Source organism: Paenibacillus monticola (assembly GCF_009664975.1).
GTDB lineage: Bacteria > Bacillota > Bacilli > Paenibacillales > Paenibacillaceae > Paenibacillus_AQ > Paenibacillus_AQ monticola.
Map to the genome: position 1 here is coordinate 357,172 of NZ_WJXB01000003.1, position 16,176 is coordinate 373,347.

Sequence of the window (16,176 nt, forward strand, 5' to 3'; positions counted from 1 at the left end):
GGACAAATATAATCTGCCCTTTAGCATAGCAATAAAAAGCCAGCCTCCGAGTGATCGGGGCTGGCTGCTTTTAGCGGGTATAATCCTCATATTCATCAGTTCTACTTAACTTATGATACATATATTCATCATTCTTCAGCTTGGATAGCTGCCCTATTCCGGCAAATACGATAAACAGCACCAGGATTAATCCGTAAGCATACATGAACTGATTCAAGTAGAAGCAGACTACGATGGCAACAAAAATGAACAACAATAACATCATTGCAATCCTGGATAATATTTTTTTCATTTATAATACCCCCTTGGCACTAGATAAGAGGAGCAACCCATTTGCTCCATTCTGGATCAGCTTCGCCGATTTTACTGCTAATTCCTCTTTCGATAAGCTTTTATTGTTGTTCCACTTTAAAGCAACTCCATAAATCGACCAACTCACAATAATAATGGAAAGCTCCATTTCTTCTGAGAAATGCTCCGGCTCAGCAACGCATGGTTTAGCGATTCCCGCAATAAAGGCAGCCAAGCGGGAGATGATTTTCTCTTCCATCAGGGACATCACGGATGAACTAATCTTTCTACAGGCATTTTTAATAAACATGAAGTAGTCGCAGACAGCCATTATTAATTTCTCCAAGGTTTCAATACTAAAGGAGCTATCATCAATCTTGTTTCTGGCAAGGGTTTGGTCAAAGAACTCTAGAAAAAGCACTTCCAACAGCATGTACTTATCCACATAGTGCGCATAGAAGGTCGCCCGGTTAATCGTGGCTAATTCCGTAATGTCCTTCACAGTGATCGATTCGAAATCACGCTCCATCATGAGCTTAATAAAGGCATCTTTAATTAACTGTTTCGAACGTATTACGCGCGGATCATTCTCATTAGCTATCATACATCCACCCTATCCTCATTGTACCGATTCACTTTACCAACAGATCTGACACTGCGTTGCTAAAGTATACAAACCATCGATTATGCTGGTTGACCTGGTATTTCTTAAGCCTTAGTATACTAGATAAGCAGCGTCTTAACAACAAATGTTGGTTTAGCAACACAGGATGATTAACTACCAATTTTCTATGGAGGAATAGATAATGACAACCCTAACAAACGATCGAACCGCCCTTGTTACTGGGGCAAATAACGGAATTGGACTGGAGTTAACGCGGAAGCTGCTGTCTGAAGGCTGGCAGGTTATTTCCCTCATCCGTTCCGGATTCCCCGAGGACGATACTTTAATCAAGGAGGCCCTGCGCAACAAACAGTTACGGTTCTATACAGCCGAACTAACCAATTTCGACAGTCTGCAGCTTGCATTGAAGCAGATTAAAGCAGAAGTAGACAAGATAGATTTGCTGTTCAATAATGCGGGCGGCAGCCTACCGGAATTAAGTTATTCCAAGCAGGGACGCGAGAAGCAGTTCGAGCTGCATACAGTCGTGCCTTACGTAATTCTCATGGAGCTGAAAGAGCAATTGCGGAGAGGAACCTTGAAAACAGTCATAAACACCTCTACTAGTGCTTTTAAATATCTCAAAGAATTTGCTCCCGATAAGCTGGAGCGTCCAGAAGTATTCGTTAAGCTATACGGATCCTATGCCACTTCCAAGCTGGCACTTTCCTTATGGACCCGTGAGCTCGCCCCCATGCTTGCCGCCGAGGGAATTAAGCTATTGAGCGTGGACCCAGGAGCAAACAACACGATGCGCAAAGGCAAAAAATCAGGGATACCCATCTACCTGAAGCCGCTGATGAAGTTCTTCTTCGCACCTCCAACCAAAGGTGCAACACTACTGTATGAAGCTGCGCTAGGGGCAGACAAGTATCTATCAGGTGTCTTCTTGGTAAATGGGAACGTTCGGGAGCTGAAGTTCCTCGAACAAGGTCCGAAAATTCTAGAGCAGGTAAAAGCCATCTATGAGCGAGAGTTCATGGCAGTCATCAAGAATTGATATCCAATCCCATTACAGCCAACATCTTGCGAGTATAGAGTCTGGTATACAGCAGATAGAACAGCAACTGCAAGACCAGATAAATACTTCCTGCAAGCAAGGAAAGACCCAACGGCTCCAGCGCTTTGTGATTAATAACTTTTACCATATACACAAAATAAAATGTAGCGAAAACGATGCTCAGCACATAGGGCAGAATAAACAGCAGCCTGAACGGTTTAACCATCATTGCAGCGGCTTCCTTGGAAGTCATTCCGATCTTGGCAAGCTTCCTGTATTTGATCTTCTCTCTCTCCAAGTCCATGAGGATACTAAAATGCAATACCACGGCAGAGGACACAATAAATAATAAAGCTACGAACGCGAATAGAAAAAGTCCAAATTGATTGGCTTGTTTAAGAGTGGTAAGTTCACCTATTCTTGAACCTGTTCCAAACGCGAAGGCATCCTGTCGATCATCGCCATACCAAGTATCTGTGTTGTCCTTATTGTACTTAGCTAATGCCGTATTCAGCTTGGCGTCGATAGCTGCAGTCTGCTTCCAATTCTTGAAATTCAGTAGATGGAGTTGACCGATCTCTGGGTGAAGTGCTTGGAGCGCCGTATAATCCTGTTCGCTGACGATGATCTGCAGCCCGTTTGTAAGGAGTGGAAGTCGGTTAAACAACATACTCACAATTGAGCCTTGAGAGAGCAACGTCTTCTTACCAGAAGCAAGCTCGATGTCGTAGGTCGGCATTACTGGTATATTATTTTCGTAGCCGTCCGTCTGATCCACTAAAGCAAGATTCAGAAAATGATCCTGTTCCACTTGATAAGTACTGCCGGTTAACGCATTAATATTCTGATCCAGGAATACTTTTGTCGGAAATAGCTCGATATATTCCAGCACTTGATGAGTTGTAAGCGGCGTTGTGCCCTTGTCCACGATCTCATTTAATGTCTCATCCGAAATTCGATTCTTTCCGAACACCTCCAGATAAGCAATATGATAAGGGTTATGTTTAACAGCGTTTTTCTGCGATTCGTTGGATAAAAAAAGGACCATACTGCTGAGAAAAAGGCTAAAGGTAATCAGGATAGTGATCAGCAAAAGGATGATGCGGGAACGACCCAGCGTGTAGCTCAGATCAGAACTAAACACCATGTGTTTATGATAGGCTTTCGGTGAGCGTGACAAACTGAATTTAATCCAGTCCCCCAGACTGGATAGTAGTAAGAAGATTCCGAACATACTAATGGCCATACTTCTAAAAATAATATTGGAGTTATCTATAGTTAGATGGCTAAGCAGATCATAAACCGCAAAGCCCAGTAGGGCGATACCGATGAAACCGGGCACTTTTCCGTGGATCAGACTGCGGTCTGCGGTCCTTTTTTCTTTTAATAGACGTACTATACTGTATCTCCAGGTTAAGAGTAGGTTGCCGGCAATCGCTATTACATACACTGCACCAAAAAATAAAGCGGTATACAGATAACTATCCAACGTTAATGTAAACGAGACATTTCCCATATCAATCATTTGTGAGACGATCAGATAAAAAAGTGGTGCGAAGACCGTTCCTGCCACTAGTCCAGTAACGATGGAAATGATGGCGATCAGACCATTCTCCAACAGCATAATCTTGCGGATATTTTGAGTCGACATGCCAAGAACCATGAACAGCCCAAACTCGCTTTTTCTGAATTTCACAAAGGTAGTCTGCGCATAAATAATTAACAACACAGAGAACGCACGGATCACATAAAGAGGCGCCGTTAGATTTCCGGATATCATCCCATTGACTTCATAAGGATTATTGAATTGTGGGTTCGTGTACAGCATGTAGTAGGAGAAGTAGATCATGATCGTAAAGCTGCTGCACAGGAAAAACAATAGATATCTTCTAAAGTTAGCCTTAAAGATCTGAAAGGCCATTCTCCTAAAAGTCATCTTCTCCCCCTCCCATAACTGCCAACGTTTCCAATATAGTGTCAAAAAAGGCTTTGCGCGTGCCCTCCCTGGCAATCTCCATGCCGACTGTACCGTCCTTAATAAAGACCACTCTGCTGCAGAAGCTGGCCGCAAACGGATCATGGGTAACCATCACGATCGTTGCTGCCTGCTCAGAGTTCAGCTTGCTGAAGCATTTCATCACTGTGCTTGCAGACTTGGAATCCAAATTCCCTGTAGGCTCATCCGCAAAAATCACATCCGGGTCATTAATAATCGCTCTGCTGATCGCCGTCCGCTGCTGCTGGCCCCCTGATACCGTGTACGGATATTTGTCCTTCACTTCATCGATATCAAATAGCAACAGGGTCGCATCCGTCTTGGCGTTAATGTCTTCCACCTCTTGTTCATCCAACACCATCGGCAGCATTACATTTTCGCGTAGAGTCAGACTGTCCAGCAGATTATAATCCTGAAACACAAACCCCATCCGCTGCCGCCGAAAAAGCGCAAGCTCGTTCTTGGTCATCTCACTTATAATGGTCTCCGCAATCCGTACCATCCCACTATATTCCGTATCAATTCCGCTGAGTATATTCAAAAGCGTCGTCTTCCCGCTGCCCGAAGGCCCCATAATCGCCACGAACTCCCCACTGTCCACACTCAGGCTGATGTCTCGCAGGGCTTGATACCCATTTCCTTTTCCTTTACCTTTACCTTTATACTCCTTGGAGAGATTCTCTACTTCTAGAATTGCCATTTCGGTCTCTTCTTTCTCTGGTAGATATATTTATGCATCAAACAACTCATGATTTTCCTTTTTTATTTTATTAAGGCATTGATTAATTCTATCCATGTCAATAAATTCTCTATCTACAGATGCTACAAACAATAGCTTTAACCAGAAAGCATCGCCCTCAGCATAATTTTCAATAGCTTGCTTGATGTTGTCTTCGGTTAAGGACTTTACAATAATGTCGGGCTGTGTTGCAGATATGAAATTCAGGTTCTCCTTATCCATATAGCTACGCAAATTATCTGGAGTACTCACCACAACAGTTATCCGTGTTCCATCTTCTAATTCGATAAATACATCGATATTATTATTATCAATATCTGCTATTTTAGATAGTACAGTTGGATATTCAATCTTACTAACTTTCATTTAAGGGTCTCCTTTAAGTACTACATGATCTGACTGCACTTTGTACAGTAGAATTAAGAGATCGAACCTTCATAAAACAATCTATTGTACTTTGTGCAATTGAAATTCGAAAAATCACTTCTTGGGGACCTTTCACCTAAATTCTAGTGTGCAAATTACATTAGAATGAGAAATTGAGTTAAATATCCCTGATTCTACTGTACAAAATACAATAGAATCAGATCATGATTTCTAATACCCACTTTGGTGAGGAAACAGAGAATGGCACCAGAGATCTTGTTTACTCTTTTTTTCAATTAAAGGGTACTGAATGCATAAAGTGAAGAAGTAAGACATGCAACGCAGGCTATCAATGATACTATCATTTGATAATTTCTACGTGCTCCCGCCTCTGCTCCTTTCAACTCAAAGAATTGAACCATCAATACTAAACTCAAGTTAATCGACATTAAACCTATGTAGAGTCTTTCAAGGGGGTTAACAAATATCGAATCCACTTCAATGATTGTTTAGTCAATAGATTTGCCTCCTAATCGTAAGCTCCTCCAACTCCTTAACACTATACATCTGTCCCCCATAATTATCCAATATCTCCTTGCTCATGCACAAGTGCTATGTACAAAAATAGAGCCTGCTTCAAGAAGCAGGCCCTTATCATTCATTTATTTACAGCAGCAACTTAGCAATCACAGTGCCGCTCAAAAGCTGGCCCAATGTTTTGTCGAGCGGAAGCGTTTTGTTGCCCATGCAGGTTCTGAGCGCTGTCAGCAGCACACGGATGTCATACTTGCTCGGATGGACAGGGATCACTTCTTTTTCAAGATTCAGCAATTGGTACGACGCCATCATAGCCGATCTCACTGAATATTCCACAGTAAAAACGCAGTCATCCGCCACTTCGGCGAACTGACCGAGGAAGGCAAAGTTAGTGCTGCCTTGCGGAACCACCTCCGGACGATCACCCAGCACACGAGGCATAAACTGTGATGTGATATAAGGCATCATGCAAGGAATGACGTTGGTCGTATGCTCCAGAATTTCCGGGATACGATCCTTCAGTCCAATATGATAGCACAGCTCCTGAAGCAACTCGCTACCGGTACAGTCAGCCATTTTCTTCTTGATGAAGTTGCCTTCTGTATCAGGGAATAAACCGTACGCCCACAGTACCTTGACGTTCTCCGGCTGGTTGATGAAATGAGGTTGCTTCGGTGCAGTCCATGACATCATCCAGTTGGAATCTTTAATCGTAACCACTCCGCCCATGCCTGGCAAATCACCAGTCAGTTCTAACAGATACGGGAATACGATCTCGTCATCGGTAAATGTCATGGTAAAAGATAACCACTTGGTCTTGTCGATATCGCCACAGAATACCTCTGGATGGCCGAAATCAGGAGACTTTGCCGCCAGCTTTTCCCATAGACTCCAGCAGCCCCGTTCCGTTAGCGAGCGATTGAGGATAGCCGGATGATCCATGTCACCCCGCGTGGAATTCTCTGTCATAGAACCGTTTGTTACCATGACCAGATCATTGCGGGTAGTCGAAATAGTCTTCGGTGATCCGTTCACCAGCAGTTGAATCCCAGTTACAGTTGTTTCTCCGTTAGCAAAATCATAATCCAGATCCACCACCTGATGGCCTTTATCAAAGTTGACGCCTTGCGCTTCCAGCCATTTCAGCAGCGGAAGAATCAACGAATCGTACTGATTGTATTCAGTATGCAGGATGCCTTTCAATTGGTTCATACCGGAAATCAGATGCATAAAGCGCTCCATATATCGTTTAACCTCAACCACACTATGCCAATTCTCAAAAGCAAACATTGAGCGCCAGAAATACCAGAAGTTCGTTTCCAGGAAGGTCGGATCAAAGAACTGTTCAATAGTGACTGCACCCAGCTTCTCTTCCGTAGCTAAAGTCAGCTTGCCTAACTGCAGCGCATGTGCGGTCGACAGACCTAACGAGGAGAAGTCAGCCTTTTGACCTTCATTTTCGACCAGGCGACAATGGGATTCAATTGGTTCTGCAAGGTTCAACTCACGGAACTCATCCAGCACCGTACGGTCGGGATTGGTCAGGGAAGGAATAAATCCGTACAGCTCCATAAAACATTCAAAATGTTCTTCAATCTCGCGTCCACCCCGAGCACTGTAACCGTCCTTGGCATTGCCTGCACCATCCATCGAACCGCCGTAAATAGCGGATTGCTCTAGAATATGAATATTCTTCCCGGGCATATGCCCGTCACGGATCAGAAAGGCTGCTGCAGACAGCGAGGCGATGCCTCCGCCAACTAAATATGCTTTCTTGGATGCGATACCTTCTTGTACTAATGGATTAATTCTTTGATAGGTTCCCATTTCTCTTCTTCCTTTCTCAATTTCAGTAGGTAGTTTGCTTATCAACTGCCTTCAATATACCCACTGAGGAGGAAGAATTCTATGGACAGCTAAGCGCAAATGTGCAGCCTTTACACATAAGGATGGTTTTGTGTCATTTATCATTTGCTGTTCTGATAGTTCTCCAGACCTCTGGTGATACTGCCGTCCATAATTCTGCCGACTTTGTCCACGATCTGGGTTGGGTCCGTATTTGCCCCCGTCTTTAGCCAATGGATTACCTGCTCCAGTATAGCCAGTGTGTAGAAATCAGCAATCTCCTGTTTGGCTTGTTGCGTTACCTGCTCCTTCCGTTCCTCGTCCAGTTCGTCCACGATCTTAATAATCACATCATAGATGACCCCATACAAGAAATCTTCCAGATGTTCACGTCCAAGCGAATGAAAAGTGTTCAGGCAAATGGTTTTGTTACTCTGCGTATAATACAACACGCTCAGGAAGCCTTGCTTCCAGCTGGCACAATTGCGGTATTCCTCAAGACCCTCGATAATCTCCGTCTGATAGACCCAGCCCAGCAGCTCATAGATATCCTGAAAATGATTATAAAAAGTATGCCGGGTCACTCCACAATCCGCCGTAAGCTGCTGAATGGTGATCTTGTGGAGCGGTTGGGTCAGCATCAGCTTTTTGAGCGAACGGGCTAACGCGTTCTTCGTAATTTGTGAATAAGACATACATACCTCCTGCATTCCTATTAATAGGATAGCCGCTAGAGTTCAAGTTTCTCTTATACAATACACTATCTATCAACTGGCTTAAAGTCGCAAGCTGACCGCCGATCCGGTTTGCTTACTGGGTGAATAAAGTCTAAAATACGGGGCATGGACCTTATTATATATACGGGGAGAGAAACATTTTGAACACAAGACGGTATGGCAATACGGGGAAATCCGTTTCGGAAATTGGCTTTGGTGCTTGGCAGCTTGGCAACAGACAGGATTGGGAGGCCATGGAGGATACCGCGGCAATCTCACTTGTACATGAGGCTTTGGATCGAGGACTGAACTTTTTTGATACCGCTCCCAATTATGGACAAGGTAGAAGCGAAGAACTACTCGGAACAGCCTTGGCCGGAAGACGGAGTGGCGCCGTAATCAACACCAAATTTGGTCATAGAGCCGATGGCAGTATAGATTATGCTGCAGATCAGATCAGAGGTTCCGTTGAACAAAGTTTAATCCGGCTGCAAACCGACTATGTGGATTCCGTTATTTTACATAATCCCCCCTTTAACGTTCTGGATGGAAAGTATGGTCATTATGACGTAATGGAGAAACTAAAAGCTGAGGGTAAAATATTAGCTTACGGTGTCTCTGTAGATTCTGTACCGGAAATGCTCGAGGTTATCCAGCATACGAATATCGGCGTGATGGAGGTCATGTTCAATATCTTTTATCAGGAGACTGCGGAAGCCTTCAAGCTTGCGCAAGACAAAGGCATTGCGATCATCGTCAAGGTGCCGCTGGATTCGGGCTGGCTGTCCGGAAAATACAACAGCAAGAGTACCTTTGCCGGAGTAAGAAGCCGTTGGTCCCCAGAGATCATTGAGAAACGCGCAGCCCTGCTTGAGCAAATCAAGTTCATTACCAATAAAGAGACCACAATGACCATGGCCGCACTGAGATTCATCCTTGCGTACCCAGAAGTAACCACAGTGATCCCCGGTGTTAGAAATAGCACCCAGCTTATTGAGAATATCGCCGCCAGCGATGCGGTTATGCCAGAGGAACAGGTGAAGCGACTGCAGGAATTGTGGGCGAAGGAGATTAAGGGGCAGGAGCTTGGGTGGTAAGGATTGATATAAAAAACAGTCGTCTCGGATGCTACATCGAGGCGACTGTTTTTTATGTTCGTGGTAAGGATTGGGTCCAAATTAAAACTTAGTGACTTTATCCCAAATATCGGATGTTACCTGCTTGTAGCCCTTAAGGTTATGTTTATTTGTTGTCTCTTGCATACCAAAAACCCATCTCACCACATTATAACTATTGAGATTTATCTTTTGAAAATCGTCGCAGTAGTCCACAATCACCTCTACACCTAATGCAGAAATGAGTAAATTATTAACCATCTCAGATGATAATAACAGGTTCGAAACTTCATCATAAATAGGCTGGGTAAGTTCATTAAGAATATCACTGTCTAAGTAAACAATGTTCTTTGTGTCAAGGGAAACGTTTGTCTCATAGATGTCTTCTATCTTACTTAAAATCACTACAAATTTATTGGAGTTAACCTCACCGCTTATTAATATAATTCTTCCTTCCTCAAGAAGCCCTAAAACTTCGTTAGTATCACTTTTACATGAATGGATTTGCAAATCGTTGAAGTCCCAATTTTCTACAGATTCAATATCATTAATAGTAGCGTTAAACCCTTTTGCTTGCACGACTCCAAGTAGCCAAATTAAATCAATTGCATTTTTTGTGAATGTGATTATATTGAATTTAGCACTCATTTATATCACCTTCCAGCATTTGCTTCTAATCTAAGCAACAGAATGATCTCCTCAATTCTATTATCCATATATTCCTCCAAGTGACATTAACACTTCATTAATATTGAAATCACCTTCCTTACACTCTCATAAAATTCTTGCTCCTCTTCTTCCATAAACCATTCAAAATCTTGTGGAAGGTTGACTTCCTTAGTTTCAATTTTCTCCAATAGTTCCTTTAGTTCTTTACATAAATTCAAGTTACTCTTCCAAAAATCACTTTCAATCGCATTTATTGAATTAATAAGTTCTCCCTCGTAATGCTCTCCTGCAATTGGGTTCTTGGATAATCTCAAGATTGCCTCAGGAATCACATATTTCAAGTGGAAATTCTGCCTAACTAATCTGGCGATTGAACCATCTGGCAAATCTTTAAGCTTATCATCCATTATGCCTGCAAACCATCCTGATAATGGCACACTTTTCTCCACTACTATTTCTTCGTGAAAACCTTCAATCTTGCAAATTTCATTAATGGTTAACTCTCGGTAATTCAACACTAGTTACCCTCCTTCATATTTTTATAATATATGGAATATTCTAAAATTCAATGAAATAATACTTACCGAATACGAAAAAACAGTCTCCTCCGATACTAACTCGAGGCGACTGTTTGTAAATGATCAGTATTTAATTCTTGAAGCTTACCAAGGCAGTTCATCACCTAAGTGATAGAATTTACCGGTTGGGCCATCTGCGGGTAAAGTGGCGAGCTGCACACTTGTTCTGCTGCCCTCGTTAACATCCATTGCGGCGTGCTTACCACCTATTTCGGTCTTCACCCAACCCGGGTGAGCCGAATTCACTTTGATTGGAGTATCTTTAAGTTCGTGTGCAAGATGAATCGTGAATGAATTCAATGCCGTTTTAGAGGTGTTATAAGCTAGCAGCTTTACGCCGTATATTGAAGCAGCCGGATTAGTATGAAGTGTAAGTGATCCCATAATGCTGGATAGATTGACGATCCTGCCGGCTGGTGATTTGCGAATTAGCGGAAGCACCTGCTGAGTGAACTCCACTAAGCTGAAGAAATTGGCATCGAACGTCTCACGTAGAACTGCTGGCGAAACTGTGCTTGTTTCATTAATGGGTGAGATATTTTCAACTTCTTTTTGCACGCCCGCATTATTAACGAGAATATCCAACTTACCATAATGTTGGTCAAAAAAGTCATAGGCACCCTGACGATCTTCAGCTGAAGTGATATCGAATTTGAGATTTTCGGCTTGGATACCTTCAGAACGAAGTGTTTCCGCAGCAGCTTTTCCTTTTTCCAAATCACGTGCGCCAATTACAACATTAGCACCAAGCTTACCAAGTTCACGCGCTGTTTCCAAGCCGATCCCGCGATTTCCACCCGTTACAAAAGCTACTTTACCCTTAAGATTATCCGTATTTGTTGTCATTTTATATTCTCCTTAGTGTTGTTTTTTGGTGAAGCTATTGGGTCTGCCTGAAATGGAGCATCACCACCTCTCTTATTGGGAATGATCGTTCTACATTTAGCAAAAAAAATTAATGGAGTACTGCTAAGGTTGTATCCATAATGCTTATTAGTTTTTCTATATCTTCAGTTGCTTTGACCATTACACGCAAACCCACCCATGCATTATTTAAATATATCGCGAGATTAAGCGCATTATGGTGTTCGGCAATTTCTCCAGTTTGCTGTCCACTCACGAGGAGTTCATAGAACAGCTGCTCCGTATTTAAAAAATCCTCAGTGACTTGGGCTGCTGCCTCCGAATCATACATCGCTAACTCAACCGCAGTATTAACAATTAAACAGCCTTTAGGATGATCCTCTTCTGTACAAAGCGTCATCTCAAACATTTGCCTGATGGCTTGTTTGGCTGATATAGGTGGTTGAATTCGAATCTTAATGTTCTTTTCTTGTATATCTCGATATCGATCCAGAGCTTCCATATATAAAGCGTGTTTGTCTCCAAACGTATCATACATGCTTCTTCGGTGAATGCCCATGTGGGTGACGAGCTCCTGCATAGAGGTTTTCTCATAACCCTGCCTCCAGAATAAATCCATAGCCTTGTCTAATACGATATTGACTTCAAAGTCTTTACTTCGTGCCATGAGCATTCCCGCTCTCTTATGTTTGCTCTTGCCTCTGTCTGCAAAATCAGTTTAACATATTGAGAACGTTTGGTAAAGAATTATTTTAAATCACTAAAATCAAAAAGACGACCATTCATTAAAAATCAATGAACAATCGTCTTTACTTTATTCTTCTCTTTCAGTTACCCAATGTACTTTTCTAGAGTGCGGCGTACCGCTCCAGTTCCTGCCAGCATTTCATGGAACATTGTCTCAATCTTCTGGCCGAGACCTACTTCATACAGATTAACACCAAAGATCGTCTCGTCGTGTAGAATGGCCTGCACATTGGATGTAGTGTCTCCAAGCGCAACACCCTGCAGGGCAGCCTGCAAGGTTTCCAGCAATGGATCGGAACTGATGGCAAATTTTTCACCCTCGTCATTAACACCGAGCAGGTAGCGGCACCAAGTAGCGATAGCCAGTGGAATAGCTGTCAGATCTGCCGGATTCAGGTCTTCTCTCCGCGCATAAGACTTGATCGTTTCTCCAAAGCGAATGCCGACCTTTTGCGAAGTATCTGTAGCGATTCGCTGCGGGGTATCCGGGATAAAAGGATTGGCAAAGCGCTCGTTCAACACTTCGTCCAAAAATTGTTTAGGACTGATAATTCTAGGATCGACCACAACTGGCAAGCCTTCTTGGTAGCCAATGATTTCGACAAACTTTCTTAAGGTAGCATCTTTCATCTCATCTGCGATCAAAGTGTATCCCAGCAAGCAGCCGGACACAGCCAGAGCGGTGTGCAACGGATTCAAACAAGTAGTCACTTTCATCGTTTCTACATTGTTTACGGTATCCCGGTCTGTAAAGATCACGCCAGCTTGCTCCAGAGCCGGTCTGCCATTCGTGAATTTGTCTTCAATGACCAAATATTCACTGACTTCCGCATTCACAAAAGGAGCTGTATAGGTGTTCTTCGAGGTAATAATAACATCCATCTCACCAATTCCCTGTTTAAGCAGCGCTTCTTGCACTTCAGTTGAAGGGCGTGGAGTGATTTTATCAATCATGGATAATGGGAATGTAATCTTGGATTCATCCTCCAGATAAGCAACAAACCCTTGCTCTACAAAACCCTTCTTCGCCCATTCTTTGGCAATCGTTACGACACCATTTTTCAGCTTGTCGCCATTATGGGAACAATTATCCATGCTGACAAAAGTCAACGGATACTGGCCCTTCACATAGCGGCGATGGGCTAGCGCGGCAATAATGCTCATCGCATGGATCGGACGATCCAGTCCATTCGCAATATCCTGCTCTACAATACCCATATATTGACCGGATGGCCCTGTCAGGGAATAGCCTTTTTCCGTAATTGTAAAACTGGCCATCTGCAAACTTGGATTCTCAAAGATTTCAACGAGCCGTTTGTTATCCTCAATTCGGGTAGGATCAGCTGTAATTCCTTCAACGATGCTGCTGATTACCTTTTTCTCAAAATCTCCGTTTGCATTCATCAGCACTAGTAAAGTCAAATTGTCATAGGGCTTGTATACTTTATCAATCATCTCAAAATCAAACGTTTCAGCCGCAATAATACCCGTATCCGCAACCCCGAGATTGAGTAGTTTTTGATGGACGTTCGCTACAAATCCTCTAAAAATATTACCAGCTCCAAAGTGTATCCACTCCGGCTTTGTCTGGGTCTGCGCCGCAACCTGGTCATAATCGAATTGGGGCAACTCTACACCCGCTGCTGTCCAAGCCGCTTTATTGTTTTGAATACTACTTCTGTCCAGACGTAACATTTATTTGCCTCCTTTATTCTTCTCATTCTCCAAGCTATCCCAGACACCAAGTAAGTACATAATGCCCAGCGCTCTATCATATAAACCGTAACCCGGTCTGCAATGTTTCTCCTCACCCCAGAGGTGTCGGCCATGATCGGGACGAACATATCCAATAAACCCGTTCTCATGATACGCTTTGACCACCTCGGCCACGTCCACACTTCCGTCTTGTCCACGGTGCGATACTTCAATAAAATCACCATTCTCGAACACTTTAACATTGCGGATGTGGGCAAAATGAATACGATCGTGGAATTCGCGAATCATAGCTGGCAGATCATTCTCTGGATTGCTGCCGAGCGAACCTGTGCAGAAGGTCAATCCGTTATACGGACTGTCCACCAGATCAAGGAAACGTCTGATGTGGTTTCTACTGCGAATAATACGCGGCAATCCAAAAATCGGCCATGCCGGATCATCTGGATGAATCGCCATTTTGACGTCGTACTCCTCACATACCGGAATAATACGCTCCAGAAAATATTTCAAGTTGTCAAACAACACTTCTTCGGTAACATTTTCATAAGCCTTGAACAATTCATCCAGCTTGGACAGACGTTCTGGCTCCCAGCCGGGCATCGTAAAGTTCTTGGAGCCTTGCAGGATTCTATCGACCATCTCTTGGGGATTGTCGGTAATTGCAGCCTTCTCATAGAACAAAGCATTTGATCCGTCTGGTAGTTCCTTGTACAACTCTGTCCGAGTCCAGTCAAAGATCGGCATAAAGTTATAACAAATGACTTTAACGCCTACTTTGGACAATTTTTTAATCGTATCAATATAAATATCTATATACTTATCTCTGCTAGGCAGACCGATCTTAATATCATCATGCACATTCACACTTTCGACTACGGCCGTGCTGAAGCCTTTGCTCGTGATTTGGTCAGCAACTTCCTGAATTTTGGCCATATCCCATTCTTCGCCCGCTACTTTATCATGCAATGACCAGACGATCCCCATGACACCCGGAATTTGCCGGATATGATCCAAAGTAATATCGTCGTTCCCTTCCCCGTACCATCTCCAAGTCATATTCATAATAAAATCCTCCTTGTAATCGTTATGTGTACAACAAAATAAGGAAATGCTACATAATACCTCGGGAGTAACCTGCTTTTTCCGATGCGTATAAAATAACAACTCAACATCTTGTATACAAGATACATTGATCATAAAATAACTTAACGACCTTTGTCAACACTTTTCCGAACAAGGATTCGATATATATTCTATTTCTTTGTAAACGTTCTCTATTTATTCATGCTTTATAATTTTAAGATTTGTTGTATACTAGTTTGTGAAAATAGCGACAAAGAAAGTTGGAACTGAAATGGCCTCAAAAGAAGAAATCATGAACCAATTAAAGAATGAGATCCTGTCGCTGCAACTAAAACCAGGGACTATGATCAGCGAGACCGCCCTTTCTGAACGGTTTGAGCTCTCGCGTACTCCCATTCGGGATATTCTGAAGCAATTGTCTCAAGAAAACTATGTAGATATTTACCCCAAGAAGGGGAATATCGTTTCATATATTGATCTGGAATCCGTTGAACAAATCATTTATCTCCGAAGTGCCTTGGAGAAAGAGATTATGAAAGGGTTGGCGGGTAATCTATCACTTAAAGGAGTACATGAATTGAAACATATCCTCGCCATGCAAAAAGACTGCATCAGCCAAGAGGACGAATCGGATCATTTCCTACAGCTTGACGATGCCTTTCACGAAGCGTTATTCGTTTTGGCTGGACGTGGATTTCTGTGGAATCTGATTCAGCAGTTTAATGTACACTATATCCGTTACCGCAAATTGCATATGTTGCAACAAGATAAATTGACAGAAATCCAAAAAGAACATCAGCTAATGGCTGACTACATCATCCAAGATGAACGTGATAAAATTGACGACTTGCTGCATCATCATCTGCGTGCGGATATCGACTCTTTATATTTTCAAGAGCATTTCTCGGAATACATTAAGAAGTAGACTTCTCGCTGCTGGTTCACTTTATGTAGGGCAAGAATCCGTTTTTCAAACCAATAGTTACTTGTCCTTCATGAAAATACCCAATTACATAACCAGAGGATAGACAAAAAACCATGTATCTGAACCCATGGCATTTAAGAAAAATAATAATTAGATAAGCTGAACTTAAGATTTTGCTGAATCGGCTTTAATCGTAACTGCGGTGAATGTTTGGACTTCCGGCCGCTGTTGTCTCCTGATTTCTTGATTATTCCGTTTTAGCGGATGAAATCCGGAGACAGCTTATGCTTACGATGCGAGCTTTCCTGCGGAAAGCTTTCAGGCA

General features: G+C 42.8%; 16 protein-coding genes. 3 read left to right on the forward strand and 13 right to left on the reverse strand.

From position 1 onward, the window contains the following. Positions 1-70: 70 nt before the first annotated feature. Positions 71-292, reverse strand: a complete 222-nt coding sequence (locus GJB61_RS10740; RefSeq protein ID WP_154118498.1) for a hypothetical protein — start codon at positions 290-292, stop codon at positions 71-73. Beyond that, a complete protein-coding gene (locus tag GJB61_RS10745; RefSeq protein ID WP_154118499.1) occupies positions 293-895 on the reverse strand; it encodes a TetR family transcriptional regulator in 603 nt (200 codons plus the stop codon). 202 nt (positions 896-1,097) lie between these two features. Here GJB61_RS10745 and GJB61_RS10750 point away from each other — a divergent pair, with 202 nt between their 5' ends. Further along, positions 1,098-1,955, forward strand: coding sequence for an SDR family NAD(P)-dependent oxidoreductase (locus GJB61_RS10750; RefSeq protein ID WP_154118500.1), 858 nt, complete (start codon positions 1,098-1,100; stop codon positions 1,953-1,955). Here GJB61_RS10750 and GJB61_RS10755 read toward each other — a convergent pair. The 5 genes from GJB61_RS10755 to GJB61_RS10775 form a co-directional block, all read right to left on the reverse strand. Continuing rightward, the gene (locus GJB61_RS10755) at positions 1,945-3,891 is read right to left on the reverse strand and encodes an FtsX-like permease family protein (RefSeq protein WP_154118501.1); all 1,947 of its coding nucleotides are present in this window, start codon (positions 3,889-3,891) and stop codon (positions 1,945-1,947) included. The two genes, GJB61_RS10750 and GJB61_RS10755, sit on opposite strands and share 11 nt — an antisense overlap. Beyond that, on the reverse strand, positions 3,881-4,651 hold the full coding sequence (locus GJB61_RS10760) for an ABC transporter ATP-binding protein (RefSeq protein WP_154118502.1): 771 nt from the start codon (positions 4,649-4,651) through the stop codon (positions 3,881-3,883). The genes GJB61_RS10755 and GJB61_RS10760 overlap by 11 nt, the downstream gene beginning before the upstream one ends. A gap of 30 nt (positions 4,652-4,681) precedes the next feature. Next, positions 4,682-5,056 carry a hypothetical protein gene (locus GJB61_RS10765; protein WP_154118503.1) on the reverse strand — a complete coding sequence of 125 codons (375 nt, stop codon included), beginning with the start codon at positions 5,054-5,056 and terminating at the stop codon, positions 4,682-4,684. Between the two features lie 666 nt (positions 5,057-5,722). Beyond that, positions 5,723-7,420: an oleate hydratase gene (locus tag GJB61_RS10770; protein WP_154118504.1), complete on the reverse strand. Its 1,698-nt coding sequence runs from the start codon at positions 7,418-7,420 to the stop codon at positions 5,723-5,725. Between the two features lie 140 nt (positions 7,421-7,560). Continuing rightward, positions 7,561-8,133, reverse strand: a complete 573-nt coding sequence (locus GJB61_RS10775; RefSeq protein ID WP_195724302.1) for a TetR/AcrR family transcriptional regulator C-terminal domain-containing protein — start codon at positions 8,131-8,133, stop codon at positions 7,561-7,563. A 182-nt stretch (positions 8,134-8,315) separates the two neighbouring features. Between GJB61_RS10775 and GJB61_RS10780 the strand changes: the two genes are divergently transcribed. Continuing rightward, a complete protein-coding gene (locus tag GJB61_RS10780) occupies positions 8,316-9,251 on the forward strand; it encodes an aldo/keto reductase (RefSeq protein WP_154118506.1) in 936 nt (311 codons plus the stop codon). 81 nt (positions 9,252-9,332) lie between these two features. Here GJB61_RS10780 and GJB61_RS10785 read toward each other — a convergent pair whose 3' ends face one another. The 6 genes from GJB61_RS10785 to uxuA form a co-directional block, all read right to left on the reverse strand. Continuing rightward, positions 9,333-9,917, reverse strand: a complete 585-nt coding sequence (locus tag GJB61_RS10785; RefSeq protein ID WP_154118507.1) for a hypothetical protein — start codon at positions 9,915-9,917, stop codon at positions 9,333-9,335. Between the two features lie 86 nt (positions 9,918-10,003). Continuing rightward, the gene (locus tag GJB61_RS10790; protein WP_154118508.1) at positions 10,004-10,456 is read right to left on the reverse strand and encodes a contact-dependent growth inhibition system immunity protein; all 453 of its coding nucleotides are present in this window, start codon (positions 10,454-10,456) and stop codon (positions 10,004-10,006) included. Positions 10,457-10,600: 144 nt separating this feature from the next. Then, on the reverse strand, positions 10,601-11,362 hold the full coding sequence (locus tag GJB61_RS10795) for an SDR family oxidoreductase (RefSeq protein ID WP_154118509.1): 762 nt from the start codon (positions 11,360-11,362) through the stop codon (positions 10,601-10,603). 109 nt (positions 11,363-11,471) lie between these two features. Next, positions 11,472-12,047 (reverse strand): TetR/AcrR family transcriptional regulator, encoded by a 576-nt coding sequence (locus tag GJB61_RS10800; protein WP_154118510.1) that lies wholly within the window; start codon positions 12,045-12,047, stop codon positions 11,472-11,474. A gap of 164 nt (positions 12,048-12,211) precedes the next feature. Next, entirely contained in the window at positions 12,212-13,822 is a 1,611-nt protein-coding gene (locus GJB61_RS10805) for a mannitol dehydrogenase family protein (protein WP_154118511.1), read from the reverse strand. Continuing rightward, entirely contained in the window at positions 13,823-14,905 is a 1,083-nt protein-coding gene (gene uxuA / locus GJB61_RS10810; protein ID WP_154118512.1) for a mannonate dehydratase, read from the reverse strand. Between the two features lie 313 nt (positions 14,906-15,218). Between uxuA and GJB61_RS10815 the strand changes: the two genes are divergently transcribed. Continuing rightward, complete coding sequence (locus tag GJB61_RS10815; RefSeq protein ID WP_229521596.1) at positions 15,219-15,851, forward strand: GntR family transcriptional regulator; 633 nt, start codon at positions 15,219-15,221, stop codon at positions 15,849-15,851. The last annotated feature ends 325 nt before the right edge of the window (positions 15,852-16,176 follow it).